Annotated in this window: 18 protein-coding genes; 3 read left to right on the top strand and 15 right to left on the bottom strand. The window is 70.0% G+C overall.

Going from position 1 to position 19,092, the window contains the following annotated elements; translation table 11 throughout:
- Positions 1-48: 48 nt before the first annotated feature.
- The 3 genes from ICN82_RS05025 to ICN82_RS05035 all read left to right on the top strand — a co-directional run bounded on the left by ICN82_RS05025 (position 49) and on the right by ICN82_RS05035 (position 4,211).
- Complete coding sequence (locus tag ICN82_RS05025; protein ID WP_226898295.1) at positions 49-954, top strand: Hint domain-containing protein; 906 nt, start codon at positions 49-51, stop codon at positions 952-954.
- Between the two features lie 216 nt (positions 955-1,170).
- Complete coding sequence (locus tag ICN82_RS05030; RefSeq protein WP_193180341.1) at positions 1,171-2,439, top strand: tetratricopeptide repeat protein; 1,269 nt, start codon at positions 1,171-1,173, stop codon at positions 2,437-2,439.
- Positions 2,424-4,211, top strand: coding sequence for a glycosyltransferase family 32 protein (locus tag ICN82_RS05035; protein WP_193180343.1), 1,788 nt, complete (start codon positions 2,424-2,426; stop codon positions 4,209-4,211). Before ICN82_RS05030 ends, ICN82_RS05035 begins: the two co-directional genes overlap by 16 nt.
- Positions 4,212-4,260: 49 nt before the next feature.
- Here ICN82_RS05035 and ICN82_RS05040 read toward each other — a convergent pair whose 3' ends face one another.
- The 15 genes from ICN82_RS05040 to ICN82_RS05110 all read right to left on the bottom strand — a co-directional run bounded on the left by ICN82_RS05040 (position 4,261) and on the right by ICN82_RS05110 (position 18,985).
- A complete protein-coding gene (locus ICN82_RS05040; protein ID WP_226898296.1) occupies positions 4,261-5,211 on the bottom strand; it encodes a Hint domain-containing protein in 951 nt (316 codons plus the stop codon).
- 554 nt (positions 5,212-5,765) lie between these two features.
- Positions 5,766-6,416, bottom strand: a complete 651-nt coding sequence (locus tag ICN82_RS05045) for a hypothetical protein (RefSeq protein WP_193180345.1) — start codon at positions 6,414-6,416, stop codon at positions 5,766-5,768.
- Between the two features lie 9 nt (positions 6,417-6,425).
- Positions 6,426-7,010 carry a hypothetical protein gene (locus ICN82_RS05050; protein ID WP_193180347.1) on the bottom strand — a complete coding sequence of 195 codons (585 nt, stop codon included), beginning with the start codon at positions 7,008-7,010 and terminating at the stop codon, positions 6,426-6,428.
- A gap of 52 nt (positions 7,011-7,062) precedes the next feature.
- A complete protein-coding gene (locus ICN82_RS05055) occupies positions 7,063-8,403 on the bottom strand; it encodes an amidase (protein WP_193180349.1) in 1,341 nt (446 codons plus the stop codon).
- Complete coding sequence (locus tag ICN82_RS05060; RefSeq protein WP_193180350.1) at positions 8,403-9,716, bottom strand: TRAP transporter large permease; 1,314 nt, start codon at positions 9,714-9,716, stop codon at positions 8,403-8,405. Before ICN82_RS05060 ends, ICN82_RS05055 begins: the two co-directional genes overlap by 1 nt.
- Positions 9,717-9,726: 10 nt before the next feature.
- Positions 9,727-10,281, bottom strand: a complete 555-nt coding sequence (locus ICN82_RS05065; RefSeq protein WP_193180352.1) for a TRAP transporter small permease subunit — start codon at positions 10,279-10,281, stop codon at positions 9,727-9,729.
- 51 nt (positions 10,282-10,332) lie between these two features.
- On the bottom strand, positions 10,333-11,355 hold the full coding sequence (locus tag ICN82_RS05070; protein ID WP_193180354.1) for a TRAP transporter substrate-binding protein: 1,023 nt from the start codon (positions 11,353-11,355) through the stop codon (positions 10,333-10,335).
- A gap of 50 nt (positions 11,356-11,405) precedes the next feature.
- A complete protein-coding gene (locus ICN82_RS05075) occupies positions 11,406-12,122 on the bottom strand; it encodes an aspartate racemase/maleate isomerase family protein (RefSeq protein WP_226898300.1) in 717 nt (238 codons plus the stop codon).
- A 32-nt stretch (positions 12,123-12,154) separates the two neighbouring features.
- The gene (gene hydA, locus ICN82_RS05080; protein ID WP_193180358.1) at positions 12,155-13,549 is read right to left on the bottom strand and encodes a dihydropyrimidinase; all 1,395 of its coding nucleotides are present in this window, start codon (positions 13,547-13,549) and stop codon (positions 12,155-12,157) included.
- Positions 13,549-14,292, bottom strand: coding sequence for an aspartate/glutamate racemase family protein (locus ICN82_RS05085; protein WP_193180360.1), 744 nt, complete (start codon positions 14,290-14,292; stop codon positions 13,549-13,551). Before ICN82_RS05085 ends, hydA begins: the two co-directional genes overlap by 1 nt.
- Before the next feature lie 35 nt (positions 14,293-14,327).
- Entirely contained in the window at positions 14,328-15,215 is an 888-nt protein-coding gene (locus ICN82_RS05090; RefSeq protein ID WP_193180368.1) for a polysaccharide deacetylase family protein, read from the bottom strand.
- 5 nt (positions 15,216-15,220) lie between these two features.
- The gene (locus ICN82_RS05095; RefSeq protein ID WP_193180370.1) at positions 15,221-16,021 is read right to left on the bottom strand and encodes an ABC transporter permease; all 801 of its coding nucleotides are present in this window, start codon (positions 16,019-16,021) and stop codon (positions 15,221-15,223) included.
- Positions 16,018-16,848 carry an ABC transporter permease gene (locus ICN82_RS05100; protein WP_193180372.1) on the bottom strand — a complete coding sequence of 277 codons (831 nt, stop codon included), beginning with the start codon at positions 16,846-16,848 and terminating at the stop codon, positions 16,018-16,020. The genes ICN82_RS05095 and ICN82_RS05100 overlap by 4 nt, the downstream gene beginning before the upstream one ends.
- Positions 16,845-17,918: an ABC transporter ATP-binding protein gene (locus tag ICN82_RS05105; RefSeq protein WP_193180374.1), complete on the bottom strand. Its 1,074-nt coding sequence runs from the start codon at positions 17,916-17,918 to the stop codon at positions 16,845-16,847. The genes ICN82_RS05100 and ICN82_RS05105 overlap by 4 nt, the downstream gene beginning before the upstream one ends.
- An 11-nt stretch (positions 17,919-17,929) precedes the next feature.
- Positions 17,930-18,985 carry an extracellular solute-binding protein gene (locus tag ICN82_RS05110; RefSeq protein WP_193180375.1) on the bottom strand — a complete coding sequence of 352 codons (1,056 nt, stop codon included), beginning with the start codon at positions 18,983-18,985 and terminating at the stop codon, positions 17,930-17,932.
- Positions 18,986-19,092: the final 107 nt, after the last annotated feature.

Raw genomic sequence — 19,092 nt, forward strand, 5'->3', positions numbered from 1 at the left:
CGGGATGTTCTTCCGCTCATCATGGTATCAACCTCGGGAATCAGTAAAATGGCAACGCTTACCTACACCTACCTCTACACTTGGGACATCGACTCCGACCAGCTGGTCGCGGTTGCTTCGGCTTCGGGCGGCTACACCATCGAGCAGACGGTCGATGGAAACGGCGACGGCACGGACATGATCAGCACCGGCGAATTCCTGACGGTGAATGGCGATGCCGGTGACAATGAATATGTCGGCCGCGCCCTTTATCAGGATGGCGGCGGCACAATCTCCGCCGATGGGGTTGTCTTTACTTCCGCCGGCGTTCAGTATTACGCGTCGAACGAGGAAATCGCAATCAATGGCGGGGCCAATACCGCACCGGTCATTGCGACCGTCGACCTGGTCGTTTGTTTCGCTGCGGGCACGCTGATCGCCACTCCGGATGGGGAAACGAAAGTCGAATCCCTTGAAATCGGCGACCTCGTGATGACGCCCGAAGGCAAGTCCGTTCCCGTGAAATGGGTCGGCCGCAAGACGGTGATGAAGTTCTTCCAGGGCGAGCGTGCCCGGCCGGTCCGCGTCTCCGCCGGGGCCCTCGGCGACGGTGTGCCGCACCGCGACCTGGTTCTCACGGCCGATCACGCGCTGATCATCGACGGGCTGGCGATCAATGCCGGGGCCCTGGTCAACGGCACCACGATCAGTTTCGACCCGCTGCAGAGCCTGCCCGAGCGCGTGACCTATTTCCACGTGGAAACCGACGCGCACGACATCATCCTGGCCAATGGCGCCGCCGCCGAGACCTATGTCGACTATATCGGCCGCCAGGCCTTCGACAATGCGGGCGAATATCTCTCGCTTTACGGCGAGGAGCGCGACATTCCGGAAATGGCCCTGCCGCGCGTCTCCACCGCGCGCCTGGTGCCGCCCGCCATCCGGGCGCGGATCCAAGGCAAGCTTTCGGCCTGATCCGCCACGGCACGCGCCGCCGCGGGGAGGTCTCCCGAGGGATCCTGCCGCGGCGGCGCCCTTTCGCAACATGACACGATCCTCCCGCCCGCAAGGGCCGGGGGGATCGCGTCATGTGCATCGCCGCAAATGACGCGGCGGCGTGGTACATTTTGCCCAGTGACCCGTCCCCGGGGTGGCTTTAGGATCGTGCCGTAAGCACGAGTGGAGAGTGACATGTCGCAAGGGTCGGGCGCAGACGCGCCGACGGCGGGCGCAGGGACCCGGACCAGGCTGCGCGCGCATCTGGCGAAGCTTCGGGCGCTGCTGCTGATGCCGGAGGAACAGCACGTCCCCGGCCGCAACGGGCTGCGTTTCGCCGTGGCGGAGGGGCTGCGCGAGATCGGGGCCCCGCGGCAGGCGGAGGCGCTGTATGCGGCCATCCTGCACGAAGAGCCCGACAATGCCCGCGCCCAGGCCTTCCGTGCCGCCTGCGCCGTCGATGCGGGCCGGGTCGGGATCCTGAAGGCCGACAGCCTGGAACAGTCGCTGGACCGGCTGGCGGATCTCTTCGGCGTCACCCGCCAGGACCAGGCCTATATCCGCCAGAAGGCGGCGACGCTGACGCGGATGGGGTTCCCCGCCGAGGCACAGGCGCTGCTGCGCGGCCTGGCCCGGACCTTCAGCGGCCCCCGCCCCGAGATGCGCGGCCTGTCCCAGCAGATGGTGGCGATGGGCGAGACCGGCGCGGCCGCGATCCTGCTGGACCGGATGCTGGAACCCGATCCCGACGATACGACCGTCCTGGCCTGGCGGGCGGAACTGGCGCTGCAGGAGGCCGATCCGGCGCTGGCGCTGAGCCTGTGCGCGCGCGGGCTGGCCCGCAATGACGGCCATGAGGACCTGCGCCGGGTCCGCGCCGAGGCACTGGCGCGACAGGGTCATGCGGACCGCGCGGCAGAGGAGCTGGCGGCGCTGGTCGCCCAGTCTCCCGCCAACCCGCGCGCCCGGCTGTCGCTGGCCGACACGCTGGTTGCGGCGGGACGGCTGGCCGAGGCAGAGGCCGCCTGCCACGCGGTCCTGGCCGCCATGCCCGCGCAGCCGCGCGCCCTCATGATCCTGATCGGCGTGGCCCAGGCGGAAGGCGATATCGACGAGGCGCTGCTGCGCTGCCGCGCGGCGCTGGAGCAATGCCCCGGAGATCCGCGCTTCCTGTCGCGCCTGGCCCAGATCTGCGCCCAGGCGGGCCGCGAGGGAGAGGGGCTGGCCATTCTCGAACCGCTGCGGCGCGAGGCGCCGCCGGGATCGCCGCTGCACCGCATGACGGCCGAGGCGCTGAGCGCCGCCGGACGGGTGGAGGAGGCCGAGGCGATCTATCGCCAGATGCTGGCGCAGGACCCGGCCGACCTGGCCGCCCTGACCGGGCTGGCGACCCTGGCCGAGCAGCGCGGCGCCTTCGATGCCGCCCTTGCCCATCTCGAAGAGGCGCTATGGACTCCGGCCTGATGACGATCTCCGATCCCGCTGCCGCGACCGCTGCGCCGTCCCGGGCGGGGCGGCGGTTCCGTGGCGCCGAGAACCCGCTGCTGCTGCTGAAATACTGCGACCTCTGCCTGCAGATGGGCCGCCTCGCCGAAGCCCGCCACGCCCTGGACAGCCTGGGCGGGGCGCCGCCGGCGGGCTGGCCGCCCCAGTTCCTGGTCGGGTTGATGCGCACCGCCGAGAAGGCGGGCATGTTCCGCCTGGCCGCCGCGGTGCTGCGCGCCGCGCTGGCCCAGGACCGGGTGCCGCCGCTGCTGGCCTCCCATGCGCTGGGGATCGCCCAGTCCAGCGGCCAGTCCGCCCTGGCCGAACGGCTTGTGCCGGCGCTGGCCCCGCGGCTGCCCGATCATGTCCGCTCGGTCTTCCGCGACCAGGGCAACCTGCTGCTGGCGGGTCCCTTCGCGGCGCTGGAGCGGCTGCGGGCCGCACCGATGGCCGGGCGCACGCCGGCCCAGGCGGCCGTGGTGGCGCAGGTGCTGATCGAGGCGGGCGAACGTCGGCTGGCGCTGCGCTATCTGCGGGCCTGCCGCCATCGCTGGCCTGCCGCCTTCGCGATCCTGCGCATGGAGGTCGTGGCGCTGATCCGCTTCGGCCGTGCGGGCGAGGCGCTGTCGCGGCTGGAGGGGCTGCCCGCGGGCCGGCTGAGCGAGGCGATGCGCTTTTCCATCTTGCTGGCGCTGGCCCGGCATGAGCAGGCCCAGGCGCTGCTGAAACGCGCGGCGGCGGGCCAGCTGGCCGCCCCCTCGGTCCATGAGGAGATGCGGCTGGCGGTTGCGCGCGGCGACCTGGAGCGGGCCGAGGAACTGGCACCGCTGGTGGCGGCGCGGACCGGGCGCGGGGCGACGGCGATGAACAAGTTCCGCGTCTCCCATGCAGGGGCGTGGATGAACGAGATGCAGCTGCTGCGGCAGGTTGCGGGGGGGCTGCCGCTGGTGCCGGGCGAGGGACCGACGCCCTATGGCGACCTGCATCACGTCTTTTACCTGCCCGCGCGGCTGATGACGGAACGCTGGCAGGCGGCGGGCCGGGGGATGCCGGCGGGTGCGGCCGCGGCGCAGGCGATCCCGCGGCGCGTCGTGCAGTACTGGGACAGCGACCGCCCGCCCGCGATGCTGCAGCAGGTCATGCAGAGCTGGCAGCGGCCGGGATACGACTACCGGCTGTTCAGCCGCCGTTCGGCACGCGAATGGCTGCGGTCCGAGATGGGCGAGGACCACCTGCGCGCCTTCGGCCTGGCCGGAAGCCCGACGGAAGAGGCCGATTTCCTGCGGCTCTGCCTGCTGCTGAAGGATGGCGGGATCTATGCCGATGCCGACGACCTGCTGGTGGCCGCACCCGAGACGCTGCGGCGTCTGGGCGGGGGGGCGATCCTGTTCCGCGAGGCGGACGGGGCGGTGGCCAACAACCTGATCATCGCGCGGCCGGGCCATCCACTGCTGCGCCATGCCGTCACGATGGCCTGCGAGGCGATGCTGCGGCGCGACAACGACTCGCCCTGGTCCAAGACCGGGCCGGGCCTGCTGACCCGGGCAGCGGCCGTCTATCTGGGCGAGACGCCGGAGGCGGAGGCGCGGGCCGATCTGGTGATCCTGCCCGATCAGGCACTGATGCGGCGCGTGCAGACGCATATGCGGCTGCCCTACAAATCCACGCCCGAATACTGGAATGCCGCGGACGGACGCGCTCCGCAGGAGCTGATGAGCGTGCTGCGGGAACTGGCGGATCGCGGCGCCTGAGCCGCGACCCGCGACGTGGCAGGGGAGCGGCGCCCCCCTGCCGCCGGGATCAGGCCGCGACGGCCGGCAGGCCGAGGCGGGCGCGGATTTCGGCCGGAACCTGGCGCTGGGACGAGATGCGGATGCGGGTCATCTCGGGGATGTCGCGATCCGTGCCGTGCCGCGCCACGTACTCGTCGTAATTGTCGAAGGGACGGCGGCCCAGATAATCGACGAAGGTCTCCGCCGCGGAGCCATTGGCCAGGATCATGTCATGCGCTTCGGTCTCGACATGATAGTAGGTGACGCTTTGCGGCAGCTCGGAGGCAGGCACGCGCGCGATGGTCGTGCCATTGACCAGCGCCCCGGCATTGATGGCCATGCCGTCGATCAGCAGCGCATGGTCCCCGGTCAGCACGAGGTCGCGGGTCGGCAGGCCCTCGCCGAGCGCGCCTTCGCTGACCCGCACCGGCGAGAACCGGTCGGCCGGGGTGAAGATCTTGTGCAGGGTCTGGCGTCCGACCCAGAGGACCGGCACGGCGCGGCCTTCGGCGGTCACCACCAGATCGCCCGGCGCCAGGGTTTCCACCGCGCGCTCGCCCTCCGGCGTCGCGATCATCGTGCCCGCGGCAAAGCATTCCTGCAGCGGGTCGGTGGTGACGTCCGCATCCGAGAAATCCTGCGGATAGGAGGCTTCCTCGGCGGTGGCCGTGGAGACCATGTAGAAGGTGTTGTTCCCCGAGGTGTTCTGCAGGATCAGGTAATCCGTGCCGTCGACGGTGATATAGCCCTTGTACTGGCCGGAAATACCGCTCGCGCTGCTGACATTCTCGTTGGCTTCGAAGAACTCGTTGTCGGTGGCGCCGCCGCCCTGGGTTTCCAGCGAACCGGAGGTGGTCACGGGGCTGTCGTCGATGGCGGACCCCTGCTCGCCGGAGACATCGCCCTCGATCAGCGAATAGGTCCCGTCTCCGTTCTGCGTGTAGAGCGCGGCGGAATTGAAGTCATAAGATGCGGGCATCGTCGGTATCCTTGACGGTTCCCTCCCGGCACGACGGGCACGGGTCGGGGGTGACTGATTATCTGACCGGGTCCGTCCCCCGGGCGCCGCAGCCGACGCAACCGGTGTTCTCCCGCCCTCCGGGAATATTTCTCCAGAATGACTGTATTTACGAATCTTTTATTTTGATTGCCGAAGGTTTCCGAAGGTCAAGGATGTGCCAAGGGCCTGTCATGCTGGCGCGGATGACGAGCTCTGCGGCAATATGACACCCCACCCCGGCACTCCGGAATGCCGTCCGAGCGCCCGGCGACACGGCATTCATCGAGCCGGGAAATCGGGATGACGCACCGCTGGGCAACGCCGCAAAGGCTGCGCCCGGGCCCGGGCGCAAGCGGGCTTTGCGGGGCAGGCGATCAGGAAAGGCGCGGCAGGGCCCGCGGTCCGGCTGGAGAGATGCGGGCACCGATCCGGCCGGATGCGGCCGCGCCGCGGTGCATTGATACACACCATATTTCAGTGCTTTACATGTCAACTTTCATGTAGATCGGATCGGGTTCTGCCCGGCATGCGCCTCAGATCAGGGCGTAGCCGATGCGCGCCGCCGCGGTGGAGAGCGACGGGAAAAGCGCATCATCCTCCAGCGCGCGGTTGAAGGCGGGATCCGGGCCCAACGCGTCCGCGGCACGTTCGTACAGCGCCACGACCGGGGCATTGCCCGCCATGGAGGAACCGTAGATCAGCCCATCGATCCGCGGGAAGGCGCGGTAGATCGCCCGGCTCCAGCCGCGGGCGCGGGCCTTCGGGCCGGTGGCGATCGCCATGGAGGCCCCGGCCCGGGTCGGCCACAGCCCGGTCAGGTCCAGAAGCTGCAGCTCGCGCGCAGGCGCGAAGACCGCGAACCACGGCGCGCGGTCGCGGCGCCGGATCAGCCGCGTCGCCTGGAACACCTCGGCCGCACAGACGGCCAGCGCCCCCGGCGCGGCGGCCCCGGCGGCATAGAGGATGCCGCGCGGCTGCACGCATCCCTCTCCGTCCGGCCCGCCCAGATGGTGATCGAAGCGCGACCCGCCCGGGCCCCAGTGACGGAAGGCGTTCCAGTCGGCCGGGTGATCGCCGCCGCGGAAATAGATGCGCCCCATCGCGGCCCCGGCAGGCCAGCGATGCAGATCGGCGCCGAGCGCGGCCAGCGTCTGCGCTGCGGGCGGATCAGGCAGCTTGGCCATCGCCGGGGGTCAGATCTGCGCGAACAGCGCCGCGACAGCGGCGGGATCGCCGCCCAGGATCAACCAGTCGCGCGGCGTCATCGCACCGCCGCTGCCGGTTTCCAGGTCGGGCTGCGGGGTGATGAGGAATCGCGCGGCAGCCAGCGGATCGGCGGCGCCGGGGCGGGCCTTCAGAACCCGGGCCAGCCCGGGCAGTTCGCGCCCCGCCTCGAATTGCAGCGCGGGAAGACGCCAGGCATCGCGGCCCGAAACCGCGCGCAGACCCAGCAGCGATCCCTCGATCAGGCGCTGGCGGATGCGGCTGTCGCGCACGCCGCAAAGCCGCGCCGCCTCCGCCACGCCCAGCGACTCCTCCAGCAGCGCCATGCGCAACGCGGCCGCCTGCAGGCCCGGACCCTCGTCGGCCGCCGCCGGGAAAGCCCCCACCGAGGCAAGCGCGGCCTGTTCGGCCCCGCTGAGGCGGGCGGGGCGGGGCGGGCGCACGGCATCCAGCGCCTCGTCGAGCGCCGAAAGAAAGGCCCCGGACCCGGCGCGGAACCCGTGCTGGCGCAAGGTGGCGTCCAGATGGTCTTGCGGGGCGGGGATCGGGGGCATGGCGGGCTCCTTCGGCTAACGCATATATATTGCGCACATCGGCGTTAGTCAATCACCCTGCCAGCAGACCGGGCGCGCGGAAGGGGGCCGCGACCTGCTCGGCCAGCGCCATCAGCCGCGCCTCCGCCCCCGCGGGGCCGACCAGCTGCAGGCCGACCGGCAGGCCCGTCTGCCCCGGCGCGGGGAAGGCCACGCCCGGCAGGCCCGCGGCATTGACCCAGCCGGTATAGACCGCATGGCCGCGCGGTCCGACCTCCTGGCCGTCGATCACCGGCGGGAAGGCCTCGGCGGCGGGCCAGGGCTGGGCGGCCGAGGCCGGGGTCAGGATCGCGTCATAGCCCCACAGCCCGCGCGCCGCCTCGCGCAGCGCGAAGACATGGCCGAGGATCTCGCAGAGCTGGATGGCCGGGGCGGCGGCACCGCGCGCGGCCATCTCCCGGTATTTCGGCGCGGCGGCCTTCCCGACGGCCGGGTCCTGCGCGAAGTAATGGGCCAGCCCGATCTCGCCGATCCGGCCCCACAGCGCGTTGAGCGGGGCAAGATCATGGGGCATCCCGCCCTCCACGACCTCGTGCCCGGCCCGGCGCAGCGCCTCGGTTGCGGCCTCGAACCCGGCGATGATCTGCGGATCGCAGGGCGCCTCCGGCATGCGGGCAACGGCGAGGATCCGCGCCCGGCCCGGCGCGGCGGCCGCGGCGCGGCGCCCCGACAGGACCGCATCCAGCAGCCGCAGGTCGCGCAGCGACCGCGCGATGGGTCCCGCCACCTCGAAATCCAGCAGCACCTGGGCCAGCCCGCCGCCGCGCGGCACATGCCCGATCCCGGGCTTCAGGCCGCACAGCCCCGTATAGCCCGCGGGCCGCCGGATCGAGCCGCCGCCATCGGTGCCCAGCCCGGCAAAGGCCATGCCCGCCGCCACCGCCGCGACGACCCCGCCCGAGGAGCCGCCCGGCGTGAGGGCAGGGTCATGGGGGTTGCGCGTCACGCCGAAGGTCAGGTTGTCGGTATAGCCCTCGACCGCGAATTCCGGCGTGTTGCCCTTGCCGGTGAAGATCGCCCCCGCCCGGCGCAGCGCCGCCACCGGCACCTCGTCCTGATCCGGGAGGCGCCGCGCCAGTTCGGCATTGCCCCAGGAGGCGGGCAGCCCGGCACTGACCAGGTTGTCCTTGACGATCACCGGCAGCCCGTCGAGCGGGCCCATGGGCGTGCCGGCCTTCCAGCGCGCGGCCGAGGCCTCCGCCTCCGCCATCGCCGTGGCGGAGCGGGCAGAATGGGCGTTCAGGAGCGGATCCAGCGCCTCGATCCGCGCCAGGGTCTCCTCCATCGCCCCGACGGGGTCGCGCCGCCCGGCGGCGAAATCGGCAAGAAGGTCGGTTGCATCGGGACAGCTCATCAATACAGGCTCCGCGGCAGCCAGAGCGCGAGGCCCGGCCAGAAGATCAGGAGGGCGGTGAAGGCAAGCATCAGCACCGCATAGGGAATGGCCCCTTTGACCACGTCCGAGAAGGGACCGCCATCGCTGCGCACCCCCTGCACGACATAGAGGTTCATCCCCACCGGCGGGGTGATCATGCCCAGCTCGCTCATCAGCACGACGAAGATGCCGAACCAGACCGGGTCGATCCCCGCGGCGGTGACGATCGGCACGACGACCGGGATGGTCAGCACCTGCATGGACAGCACGTCCATGAACATGCCGAGGATCAGGTAGAACACCATCAGGGCGAATAGCAGCGCGACCGGGGTCAGCCCCAGCCCCGCCACCCAGGCCGAGACCGTGCCGGTGATGCCGCCCAGGGCCAGCGTCACGTTCAGCGTGAAGGCCGCGCAGATGATCAGCAGGATCATGCCCGTGGTCTTCGCCGTCTGGCGGAAGCAGGTATCGAGGAAGGCGAAGCTCAGCCGCCCCTCGCGCCAGACGAAGAGCAGCGCGACGATCACCGCCAGCGCCGCGCTTTCGGTGGGCGTGGCGATGCCCAGGTAGATGGAGCCCATGACGATGGCGAAGACGGTGGCGGCGGGGATCAGGTGCAAAAGCCCGCGCAGCTTGGCCTCAAGCGGCACCTCCGCCTCGGGGCGGGCGGCATCGGACAGGCCGCGGCGGCGCAGCCACAGGCTTTCGCCGGTCACGAAGACCATGAACAGGGCCGTCAGCAGAAGCCCGGGGATCACCCCTGCCACGAAGAGCTGCCCGACCGAGACCGAGGCCAGCGAGCCATAGACCAGCAGGTTGACCGAGGGCGGGATCAGGATGCCCAGCGTGCCGCCCGCCGCCAGAGATCCCAGCGACCGGTCGGGCCGGTAGCCGCGTTCCCCCAGCGCCGGCAGCGCCACGGTGCCGACGGTCGCGGCGGTGGCCACGGAGGATCCGGAGGTGGCGGCGAACAGCGCGCAGGAGCCGATATTGGTGTGCAGAAGCCCGCCGGGCAGCCGTCCCAGCCACAGCGACAGCGCGCCGTACATCCGGTCGGCCATGCCCGAGCGCAGCAGCAGTTCGCCCAGCAGGATGAACAGCGGGATCGCGGTCAGCACGCTCTCGTTGGAGACGCCCCACAGCACCGGCCCCATGCTGCCCAGCAGGACCGGCCCGTAGAGGATCATGCCCCCCGCGACGCCGAGCGCCACCATCACCACCGCCACGGGCAGCCCGATCAGCAGCAGCCCCATCATCACGGTGAAGCCCAGAAGGATGTCGATGATCGTCATGAAAGGGTCCTCAGCGGGCGTGGAGCTGGTCGAGTTCCTCGCTCAGCTCCTCCTCGGCGGATTTGGGATTGAACTCGGCGGCGACCTGCCGGATGCGGCCCCGCGCCACCAGCATCAGCGCGCGCAGCGACAGCCACAGCGCGGCGACGGCAAACAGCGCCAGCGCCCCGTACCAGGCCGCCTGCGGCCAGATCAGCGGCGTCCGCCAGGGCGTGGCGGCGGTGGATTTGTAGGCGATCGTGTCGGCGATGACGCCCCAGCCGACATAGAGGAAGAACAGGCCCAGAAGCCCGAGGCTGAGCACCGAGGCAAGGTCGATCCAGGCCTGCACGGACAGCGCAAAGCGGCGGTGCAGCACGTCGATGCGCACATGCGCCCGGTCGATCAGCGCGACGGTGAAGGCGGCGGCGGCGCCGAAGGCCAGGATGTAGCCGCCCAGCTCGTCCGCCCCCTGAAGCGAGGTGTTGAAGGCCTTGCGCAGCACCGTTTCCAGCGCGACGAAGCCCGACAGGAACAGAAGCGCGGCCCCGAAAAGCCGGCTGATCCAGGTGGCGAGGCGGTCCATGGCGTCATCCTTGCATGGGGACCCGCGCCCGCAGGGGGCGCGGGCCGGGGATCAGAACTGGTAATGCATGCCCACGGTCTCCATCCAGGAGGCCGAGCAGTCCGGGCTGACCGCGTCGCAGGTCTCTTGCCAGGCGGGGAAGGACACGTCGGTCACGGCCGTGCCGATCAGGTCGATATCCGCCTGCGACGGCTCCACCAGGGTCAGGTCGTATTTCGTGCCGGTCTCGCAGGTCTCGCCGCCGGTATTGCAGCTGACCGCATCGACGAAGAGTTCCTCGGAATAGGTCCAGATCCGGTCGGTCAGGCGGTCGAAGGCGGCCTGCAGCTTCTCCTGCTCCTCCGGCGAAAGCTTGTTCCAGGTGTCCAGGTTAATGCCGTAGCCGTTCATCGCCAGCTGGAAGGCGATGGGCATCATGTAGGAGGTCACTTCCGGCCAGCCCGCCGAGTTGGCCGAGGACGGGCCGGTCACGGCGCAGTCGACGACGCCGCGGGCCAGGGACTGCTGCACCTCGGCGAAGCCGAGCGGCACCGGCGTGCCGCCGACCAGCGAGATGAAATTGGCCAGGTTCTGGTCATAGACGCGCACCTTCAGCCCCTTGAGATCCGCCAGCGAGGCGATCTCGGGTTCGCAGAACAGCACCTGCGGGCCGAAGGGCCAGACGCCCAGCAGCTTGGTGTTGAACTTCTCCTGCAGCCGGGCATCGACCTGGGGGGCGAATTCCTCCACCGTGCGCTTGCCGGTCGCGTAATCGGGGTTCAGCCCCACGAGGTCCAGGCCGAGGATCGCGGGTTCGTCGCGGCTGACCTGGCTGAGACGCAGCGAGACGATGTCGAACAGCCCGCCCTTGAGGATGCGCAGCTGCTCGGTATCCTTGATCCCGGTGACATCGACCGGCTGGTAATCGGCGGTCAGGTCTAGCCCGGTCTCCTCGGCGAAATTCTCGAAGAAGGGCTGCTCCACGGTCTTCTGGATCAGCCCCGTCGCGACGGGCTGGCCCATCACGCGCAGGCTTTCGGCGCAGGCGGGGAAGGCGGCGGCGGCCAGCGCCGCGGCGGTGAGGATGTGCTTCATGGGGTCTCTTTCCTGTTGGTGCGTGTTTGCCGGGCCGTGCCGCCCGTTGGTCAGTCGATTTCGGAGAACAGCCGGAACACCGATCCCCAGCCCTCGACGCGGGCGGGGTCGCAGCCCATTTCGCGCAGGCAATGTGCCGCGGTGACCGAGATGGAATCCAGCACCGGGATGCCCGTTTCCTGCTCGATCCCCTCGGCCACCGGGGCGCCGCGGAAATTGGTGCAGACGACGGCGATGGCGTCCGGCTTCGCCCCGGCCACCTCTCGGATCATGCCCGCGACCTGCGCGGGCGGGTAGGTGGCGAAGGAATAGTTGCCCTTGTCCTCCAGCCGCGCCTCGGCCACCACCTCGATCTCCTGCGCGGCGTAATTCGCCTGGATCAAGCTCTGGATCTCGCCCAGATAGGGCGTGACGAGGCCCAGCCGCCGGACGCCCAGCCCGCGGAAGGCGCGGTCGAAGGCCAGCATGGTGGAGGTGGCCGGGATGCCGGTGCGCGCCTCGATCGCGGCACACAGCGCGCGGTCCTTCTCCAGCCCCAGCCAGGAGGCCGAGGTGCCGTTCCAGCAGATCAGCCGCGGCCGGCATTCGGCCAGCCTTTCGGCCGCCTCGAGGATCGGGCCTTCGGTGAACTGGGTCTGCGAGGCCTCGGACATGGAGATCTCGACCACGCGGAACCGGCCGAAATGCGCGGTCGCCGCCTCGCCGAAGGGCGAGAACATGGCCGAGGTATAGGGCTCCAGCACGGTATTGGACGAGGGCGTCAGCATGCCGACGCGCGCGCCGTCGATCAGGGAATGGGTCACAGCAGCGTCTCCGGGGCAGTTCGTTCAACATGTTGGCCGGTGGGGGATCCGCAGGGGGTTCCGTCCAGCATCACGGTCGCGCCGCGCAGGATGGTGCGCACCGGCCAGCCGGTGATCTCGAACCCTTCCCACGGCGTGTAGTCGGATCCGTGATGCAGGTCCTGCTGCCGGATCGGGCGGGTCAGGGCCGGGTCCCACAGGGTGATGTCGGCATCCTTGCCGACCATGATCGCGCCCTTGTCGGCCAGCCCGTAAAGCCGGGCATGGTTCGTCGAGGTGATCGCGGCAAAGCGTTCCAGCGAGATGCGGCCCTTGGAGACCCCTTCGGAGAAGAGGATCGGCAGCCGCGTCTCCACCCCCGGGATGCCGTTGGGGATATTGCGGAAACTGTCGCGGGCGCCGGGGGCGTCCTTGCCCGCGCGATCGGCAAAGCGGAACGGGCAATGGTCCGAGGAAAACAGCTCGAAGCCGCCCTGTTCGATCCCCGCCCAGATCCCGTCCCAGTCCTCGCGGCCCCGCGGCGGCGGCGAGCAGACGTATTTCGCCCCCTCGAACCCGGCGCGGTCCAGGTCATCGGCCGTCAGGGTCACGTATTGCGGGCAGGTCTCGGCGAAGACCTTCGCGCCGCGCGCCCGCCCGCGCCGGATCTCGTCGAGGCTCTCGGCATTGGAGACATGCACGATGGTCAGGGGCACATCGGCGATCTCGGCCAGGGTGATGGCGCGGTGGGTGGCCTCGCGCTCCACCGGGACGGGACGGGTGCGGGCATGCCAGACCGGGTCGCCATGGCCCTCGCGATCGGCCTTGTCGCGCAGGAACTCGATGGCATCCTCGTTCTCGGCATGGACCATGACCAGCGCGCCCTGCGCCTTCGCCACGCTCATCACCTCGAGGATCTCGCGATCCGACAGCGCCAGCCCCTGATAGGTCATGAAGACCTTGAAGCTGGTATGCCCGGCGGCGATCAGCGCGGGCAGGTCCTGGCCCAGCGTGACCGGGTCGGTATCCTTGACGATCAGGTGGAAGGAGACGTCGCACAGGCAGGCTCCGGCCGCCTTCTCGTGATAGGCGGCGACCGCGGCGCGCAGCGTCTGGCCCTCCTCGGGCAGGCAGAAGGGCAGGACCGTGGTATTGCCCCCCGCCACGGCGGCGCGGGTGGCGGAGGCGAAATCATCGGCCATCTCGATCCCCGGCCCCGAGGGCTGGGAGATATGGACATGGCTGTCGATCCCGCCGGGCATGGCGATCAGCCCGGCCGCCTGGATCACCTCGGCCGCCTCCGGGCGATCCTCGCCCAGCCAGGTGATGCGCCCGTCGCGGATGCCGATATTGCAGGTCGTGGTTCCCGCCGGGGTGACGACGCGCGCCCCCGCGATCAGCGTGTCCAGCATCAGCGCACCTCCATCGCGATGGCCCGCGCCAGGGCCGGGGCGAGGCCGATGGCGGATTTTCCCGCGGGCTTGCAGGCGCGCCCGGCGAACCGGCCGCCCAGCCCGGCCAGGGTCATGGCCTGCGCCGTCGCGGCGGCGATCGGGTCGATCACCGGGGCCTGGACCTCGGCGGCGATCTCGGGGGCCAGCCCGGCCAGCGGCGCGCCGCCCAGGATCACCACGTCGGCGCCCTGCTCCGTGACCGCGCGATTGGCCAGCGCCACGAGGTCGTCGCGCAGGTCGCTGCGCACGCGGGCCACGTCGACCTCGCGCGCGGCAGGGGTGCAGACCCCGGTGAACCGCCCGCCCAGCCCGGTGGCCGCGACGCAATCGGCATACCAGCGCGTCATCAGCGGCGAGAAGGTGACGATGGAGAACCGTTCGCCCATCATCGCCGCGGACATCACCGCCGCCTCGGCCATGCCGACCACCGGCAGGTCGAACAGCTCGCGCGCCCCCATCAGGCCGGGATCGCCGAAGGCGGCGATCACCACCGCGTCGATCCCGTCGAGATTCTCGGCGATCATCTCCAGCGCGATGCCGCCGGCGATCTGCGCCTCGGCCCGCGAGGCGATATAGGGGAAGCCGCGCGTCGCGGTCAGCGGAACGATCTCGGCACGGTCCCCGACCGTGGCGCGGGCGATGGCGGCCATCCGCTCGGTCATGGCGACGGTCATGTTGGGGTTCACGAGCAGCAGGCGCATCGGTCTGTCTTTCGGGTCAGGGACTTGGAAATGGGTCACGGGGCGGCCCCGTGGTGACGGGCCCAGTGGCGGGCGATCTCGCGGCGGGGCGCGGTCCAGACATCGCCGCAGGCGGCGAGACGGGCCAGGACCGCCTCCAGCCCGGCGATGCGGCCGGGACGGCCGATCAGGCGCAGATGCAGCCCCACGGACATCATCCGCGCGGCACTCGCGCCCTCGGCGCGCAGCCGCTCCAGCGCGCCGGTGACGTAATCCGAGAAATCCCGCGCCTGCACGAAGCCGCCGCCGGGGGAAAACCGCATGTCGTTGGTGTCGAAGGCATAGGGCAGGATCACGTGGCCGCCCTCCATCCGCGGGATGTCGTCGTCATAGGCATCGCTGTCATAGAGGAAGTCGCAGCGCGCCTTCAGGATCGCGCGGGTCTGCACCGAGGCCGAGGACCGGGTGTGCCAGCCCACCGGGGCCGTGCCCGTGGCGGCGGCGATGGCGGCATGGGTGCGCTCGATCACCTGCGCCTCGGCTTCGGGGTCCATGCCCGCATGGCGTTCCCACAGCCAGCCATGGCAGCTGACCTCGTGGCCGCGCGCCACCGCGTCCTGCAGCAGCCAGGGCGCGCGTTCGGCCACGCGGCCGCAGGCGGAGAAGGTCGCGCGGATGCCGTATCGCTCGAAGAGCCCGGCGATGCGGGCATAGCCCTGCCGCGTGCCATAGGCGAAATGGCTCTCCATGCACAGGTCGGGGGCGCCGCGGACCTCTTCGCGGATCTCGTAGGTGTCCTCGTTGCGCGGATCGCCGTCGCCGACGGAGAGCTCCGCCCCTTCCTCGACATTGACCACGAAGGACAGGGCCAGTTTCGCGCCATCGGGCCAGCAGGGGGCGGGTTCCTGCCCGAAATAACCCCGGAAATCGCGTCGGTCATCCATGCGGCTCATCCCTGGATCATGCGGTTGAGACCGACGGTGCGCGCCCCGAAGGCCAGGACCAGGATGGCCAGCAGGATCAGCCCCGAGGACATGGCCGCCAGCGACGGGTCGGGCTGTTCCTCCAGGTATTGCAGCATCTTGATCGGCAGGGTCTTGTTGCGCGCGTCGGTCAGGAAGATGGAGATCGGGTAATTGTCCATCGAGGCGAGGAAGGCGAAGAGCCCGCCGGTCAGGTAGGCCGGGGCCAGGTTGGGGATCAGCACCTTCGCGATGGCCTTCGGATAGCTCAGCCCCAGCGTCCGCGCCGCGTCGATCAGCGAGAAGTCGAAGGCATTCATCGCCGCCAGCAGCGTGCGCATCACGAAGGGCAGGGTGATGACGACATGGCCCAGCAGCAGCGAGGCATAGGCGTCGCGCAGCCCCATCTCGCGGAAGAACTGCAGAAGCGCGACACCGACCACGAGGCCCGGCATCATCAGGGGCGAGACCGCGAAGGTGGCGATGGCCTCGCGCCCGGGGAAATTTCCCCGCGCCACGGCGATCGCGGCCAGCGTGCCCAGCACCAGCGACACGGCGGTGGAGACGGTGGCCAGGTTCAGCGACATCAGCACCGCGTCCCACAGCCCCTGCCGGGTCGCCGCCTCGGCATACCAGCGGAAGGACCAGGCCGGCGGCGGCAGCGTGTAGACCGGCGAGTCGGTGAAGCTGACCACGACGGTGATGACGATGGGCAGCATCAGGAAGACCATGCAGGCCAGCCCCATGATCCAGGAAAATCCCAGGGCGAAACGGTCGGCGCGGGTCATCGGCGGGCTCCCAGGCGCGCGGCCAGCCAGCCCGAGCCCAGCACCACCACGATGGCGATGGCCAGGAGGATGGCGGCAAGGGTGGATCCCAGCGCCTCGTTGCGCAGGAACAGGAAGGAGCGGGCGATCAGCATCGACAGGTTCTGCTGCCTTTCGCCGACGATCAGCGAGGGGATGACATACATCGACACCGCCATCGAGAAGACGAAGGCCGATCCGGCCACCACGCCCGGCAGGCTCAGCGGCAGCGTCACCCGGGTGAAGCGGAACCACGGGCTGGCGCCCAGGCTGGCGGCGGCCTCGGGCAGGCGGCTGTCGAGCTGGCGGATCACCGAATAGATCGGCAGCACCATGAAGGGCAGGAAGACATTGGCCGCCCCGACGATCAGCGCCGTCTCGGTGAACAGCATCCGCACCGGGCGCTCGGTCAGCCCGATCCCCATCAGCACGGAATTCAGCACGCCGTTGGCGCGGAACAGGATCGACCAGGCGAAGGCCTTGACCACCACGCCCAGCGACATCGGCAGCACCAGCGCGACGAGAAAGACGGTCAGCCAGATCCCCTTGGCCCGCGACATGGCGAAGGCGGTGGGATAGGCGATGACGAAGGCCAGGACCGTGGTCAGCGCGGCGACGCGCAGCGTGCGCATCAGCACGCGGATATTGTATTCATCGGCGAAGAAGGCGCGGTACTCGGCCAGGCTGAACCCCTCGGGCCCCTGCACCGATTTCGCCAGCAGCATCGCCAGCGGCAGCGCGTAGATCACCGCCAGGAAGCCGAGCGCGGGAACGGCCAGCAACCCGATCCGGTCGAGACGTCCGCTCATGCCGCCGCCTCGTGGATCAGCGTGTCGGCCACCGACCAGCCCAGGCGCAGCTCGTCGCCGCGGGTCATGCCGCCGCGGATCCCGGGCAATTCGCACATCACCCGGTCGCTGCCTGCGGCCTCGCCATGCAGGACCGTCTTGGCGCCCAGCACCATGACATCGCGCAGCCGCGCGGAAATCGTGTTCTCGCCCTCGCCGGGAGAGATCAGTTCCGGGCGCACGCCGATCTGGACGGGCGTGCCGGGGGCGAAGCCGCCGGGGGCGGTCAGCAGGCCGCAGCCGGTCTCGACGATGCTGCGCGCGCCGTCATCCTGGACCACGCGCCCGGACAGCCGGGTGGAAAGACCGACGAAATCCATCACGAAGGGCGTGGCGGGGCGGGCATAGAGCGTCGAGGGATCGGCGAATTGCTCGATCTTCCCGGCATTCATCACCGCGATCCGGTCGGAGACGCCCATCGCCTCCTCCTGGTCATGGGTGACGAAGATCGCGGTGATGCCGCGGTCGCGCAGCAGCGCCTTCAGCTCCACCTGCATGGTCTCGCGCAGCTTGCGGTCCAGCGCCGAGAAGGGTTCGTCCAGCAAAAGCAGGTCGGGCTGCACCACCAGCGCGCGGGCCACGGCGACGCGCTGCTGCTGGCCGCCCGACAGCGCCGAGACCGGCCGCCCGGCAAAGGCATCCATGCGCACCAGGCTCAGCGCCTCCTCCACCGGCTGCGCGCAGGCGGCTTTCGCCGTGCCGCGGGCGCGCAGCCCGAAGGCCACGTTCTCGGCCACGCTCAGATGCGGAAACAGCGCGTAGTTCTGGAACACGACCGAGATGTTGCGCCGATGCGCGGGCAGGCGCGTGATGTTGCGCCCGCCCAGGACCACGTCGCCCTCGTCGGCCTCCATCAGCCCGGCGATGATGCGCAGAAGCGTGGTCTTGCCGCAGCCCGAGGGCCCCAGAAGCGAGACCAGCTCGCCCCGGTCCATGCGGAAGTTCATTCCCGACATGACCCGCGTGCCGCGGAAGGACTTCGCCACGCCCCAGACATCGAGATAGTGGCGCCCTGGCGCCTGCGGGGTCATGCCGGTCATCGTCACAGCGCCATCAGCTTGTCGAACCGCTCGATCCATTCGCGCCGGTTCGCGGCGACGAAGGCCCAGTCCGGCGAATGGATCGCCACGCCCTCGGGCACGACCGCGCCGGCCTTGACGGTGGTGTTGGCCGGAACCGAGGAGGCGAAATCGGCGATGGCGGCCTGCATGTCGGGGCCCAGCATCTCGTTGACATAGGCCTGGGCCAGTTCCGGGTTCGGCCCGCCCTTGACCAGGCAGATGCCCGAGGGCATGGCGAAGATGCCTTCCTCGGGGGCGGACAGGTCGACCGGCACGCCCTCGGCCTTGCGCGGCAGCGTGTAGGAGGAGAAGTTGCCCGCCAGCATGGTGATCTCGCCCTGCTCCAGCAGGTTGAAGGCCTGGCTCATCGTCGAATAGACCGACAGCAGGTTGGGCTTGAGTTCCTCGAGCTTGGCGAAGGCGGCCTCCACCTCGTACTGCGCCTCGGCGAAGGGCTTGCCGGTGGCCAGCATCGCGGCGGCATAGAGCGTCCAGACGCCTTCGGTATTCTGCAGCGACGGGATGATGACCTGACCGGCATTCTCCGGCGCCCAGAGCGAGGCCCAGCTGGACACGCCGCCGGGGGCGAAATCGGTGTTGTAGGCGACCCCGGCCCAGGGCTGGACATAGTTGCACCACATCCCGTCCATGTGGACGGCATCCGGGCGCAGATCGGCCATGTTCGGCACCGCATCCGCCGTGATCGGGCTCAGCAGATCCGCCTCGACCGCCTGGATCATCACCGGGTCGTCCATCTGCACGACCGACAGGTAGGGGCGGTCCTTGTTGGAGGCCATCTTCTCCAGGTTGACGGAGGATTTCGTGCCCTCGAACAGGATGTCCGCGCCGATCGCCGATTTCATGTGCGGCGCGACGATCTCTTCCATCCAGGCGGTGTGGCTGCCGGCGCATCCGATCACGATCTCGCTGGTCTGGGCGCGCAGGATCGCCGGGGCGGCCAGGGTGCCGAGGGTTGCGAAGGCCGAACTCCTGAGCAGCGTGCGGCGCGTCAGGCCGCGTGTTCCGTGGCGGGTCATTGATGGTGCTCCTTGCTGTCCCCCGGGGATCGGGGCCGGTTTGATCCAGAATGGAATGCCATTTGACAAAGACCGTCTTCGCGGGGCTTATTCCATGAAAACCGGCC

Source organism: Mangrovicoccus algicola, assembly GCF_014903745.1.
GTDB classification, from domain to species: domain Bacteria; phylum Pseudomonadota; class Alphaproteobacteria; order Rhodobacterales; family Rhodobacteraceae; genus Mangrovicoccus; species Mangrovicoccus algicola.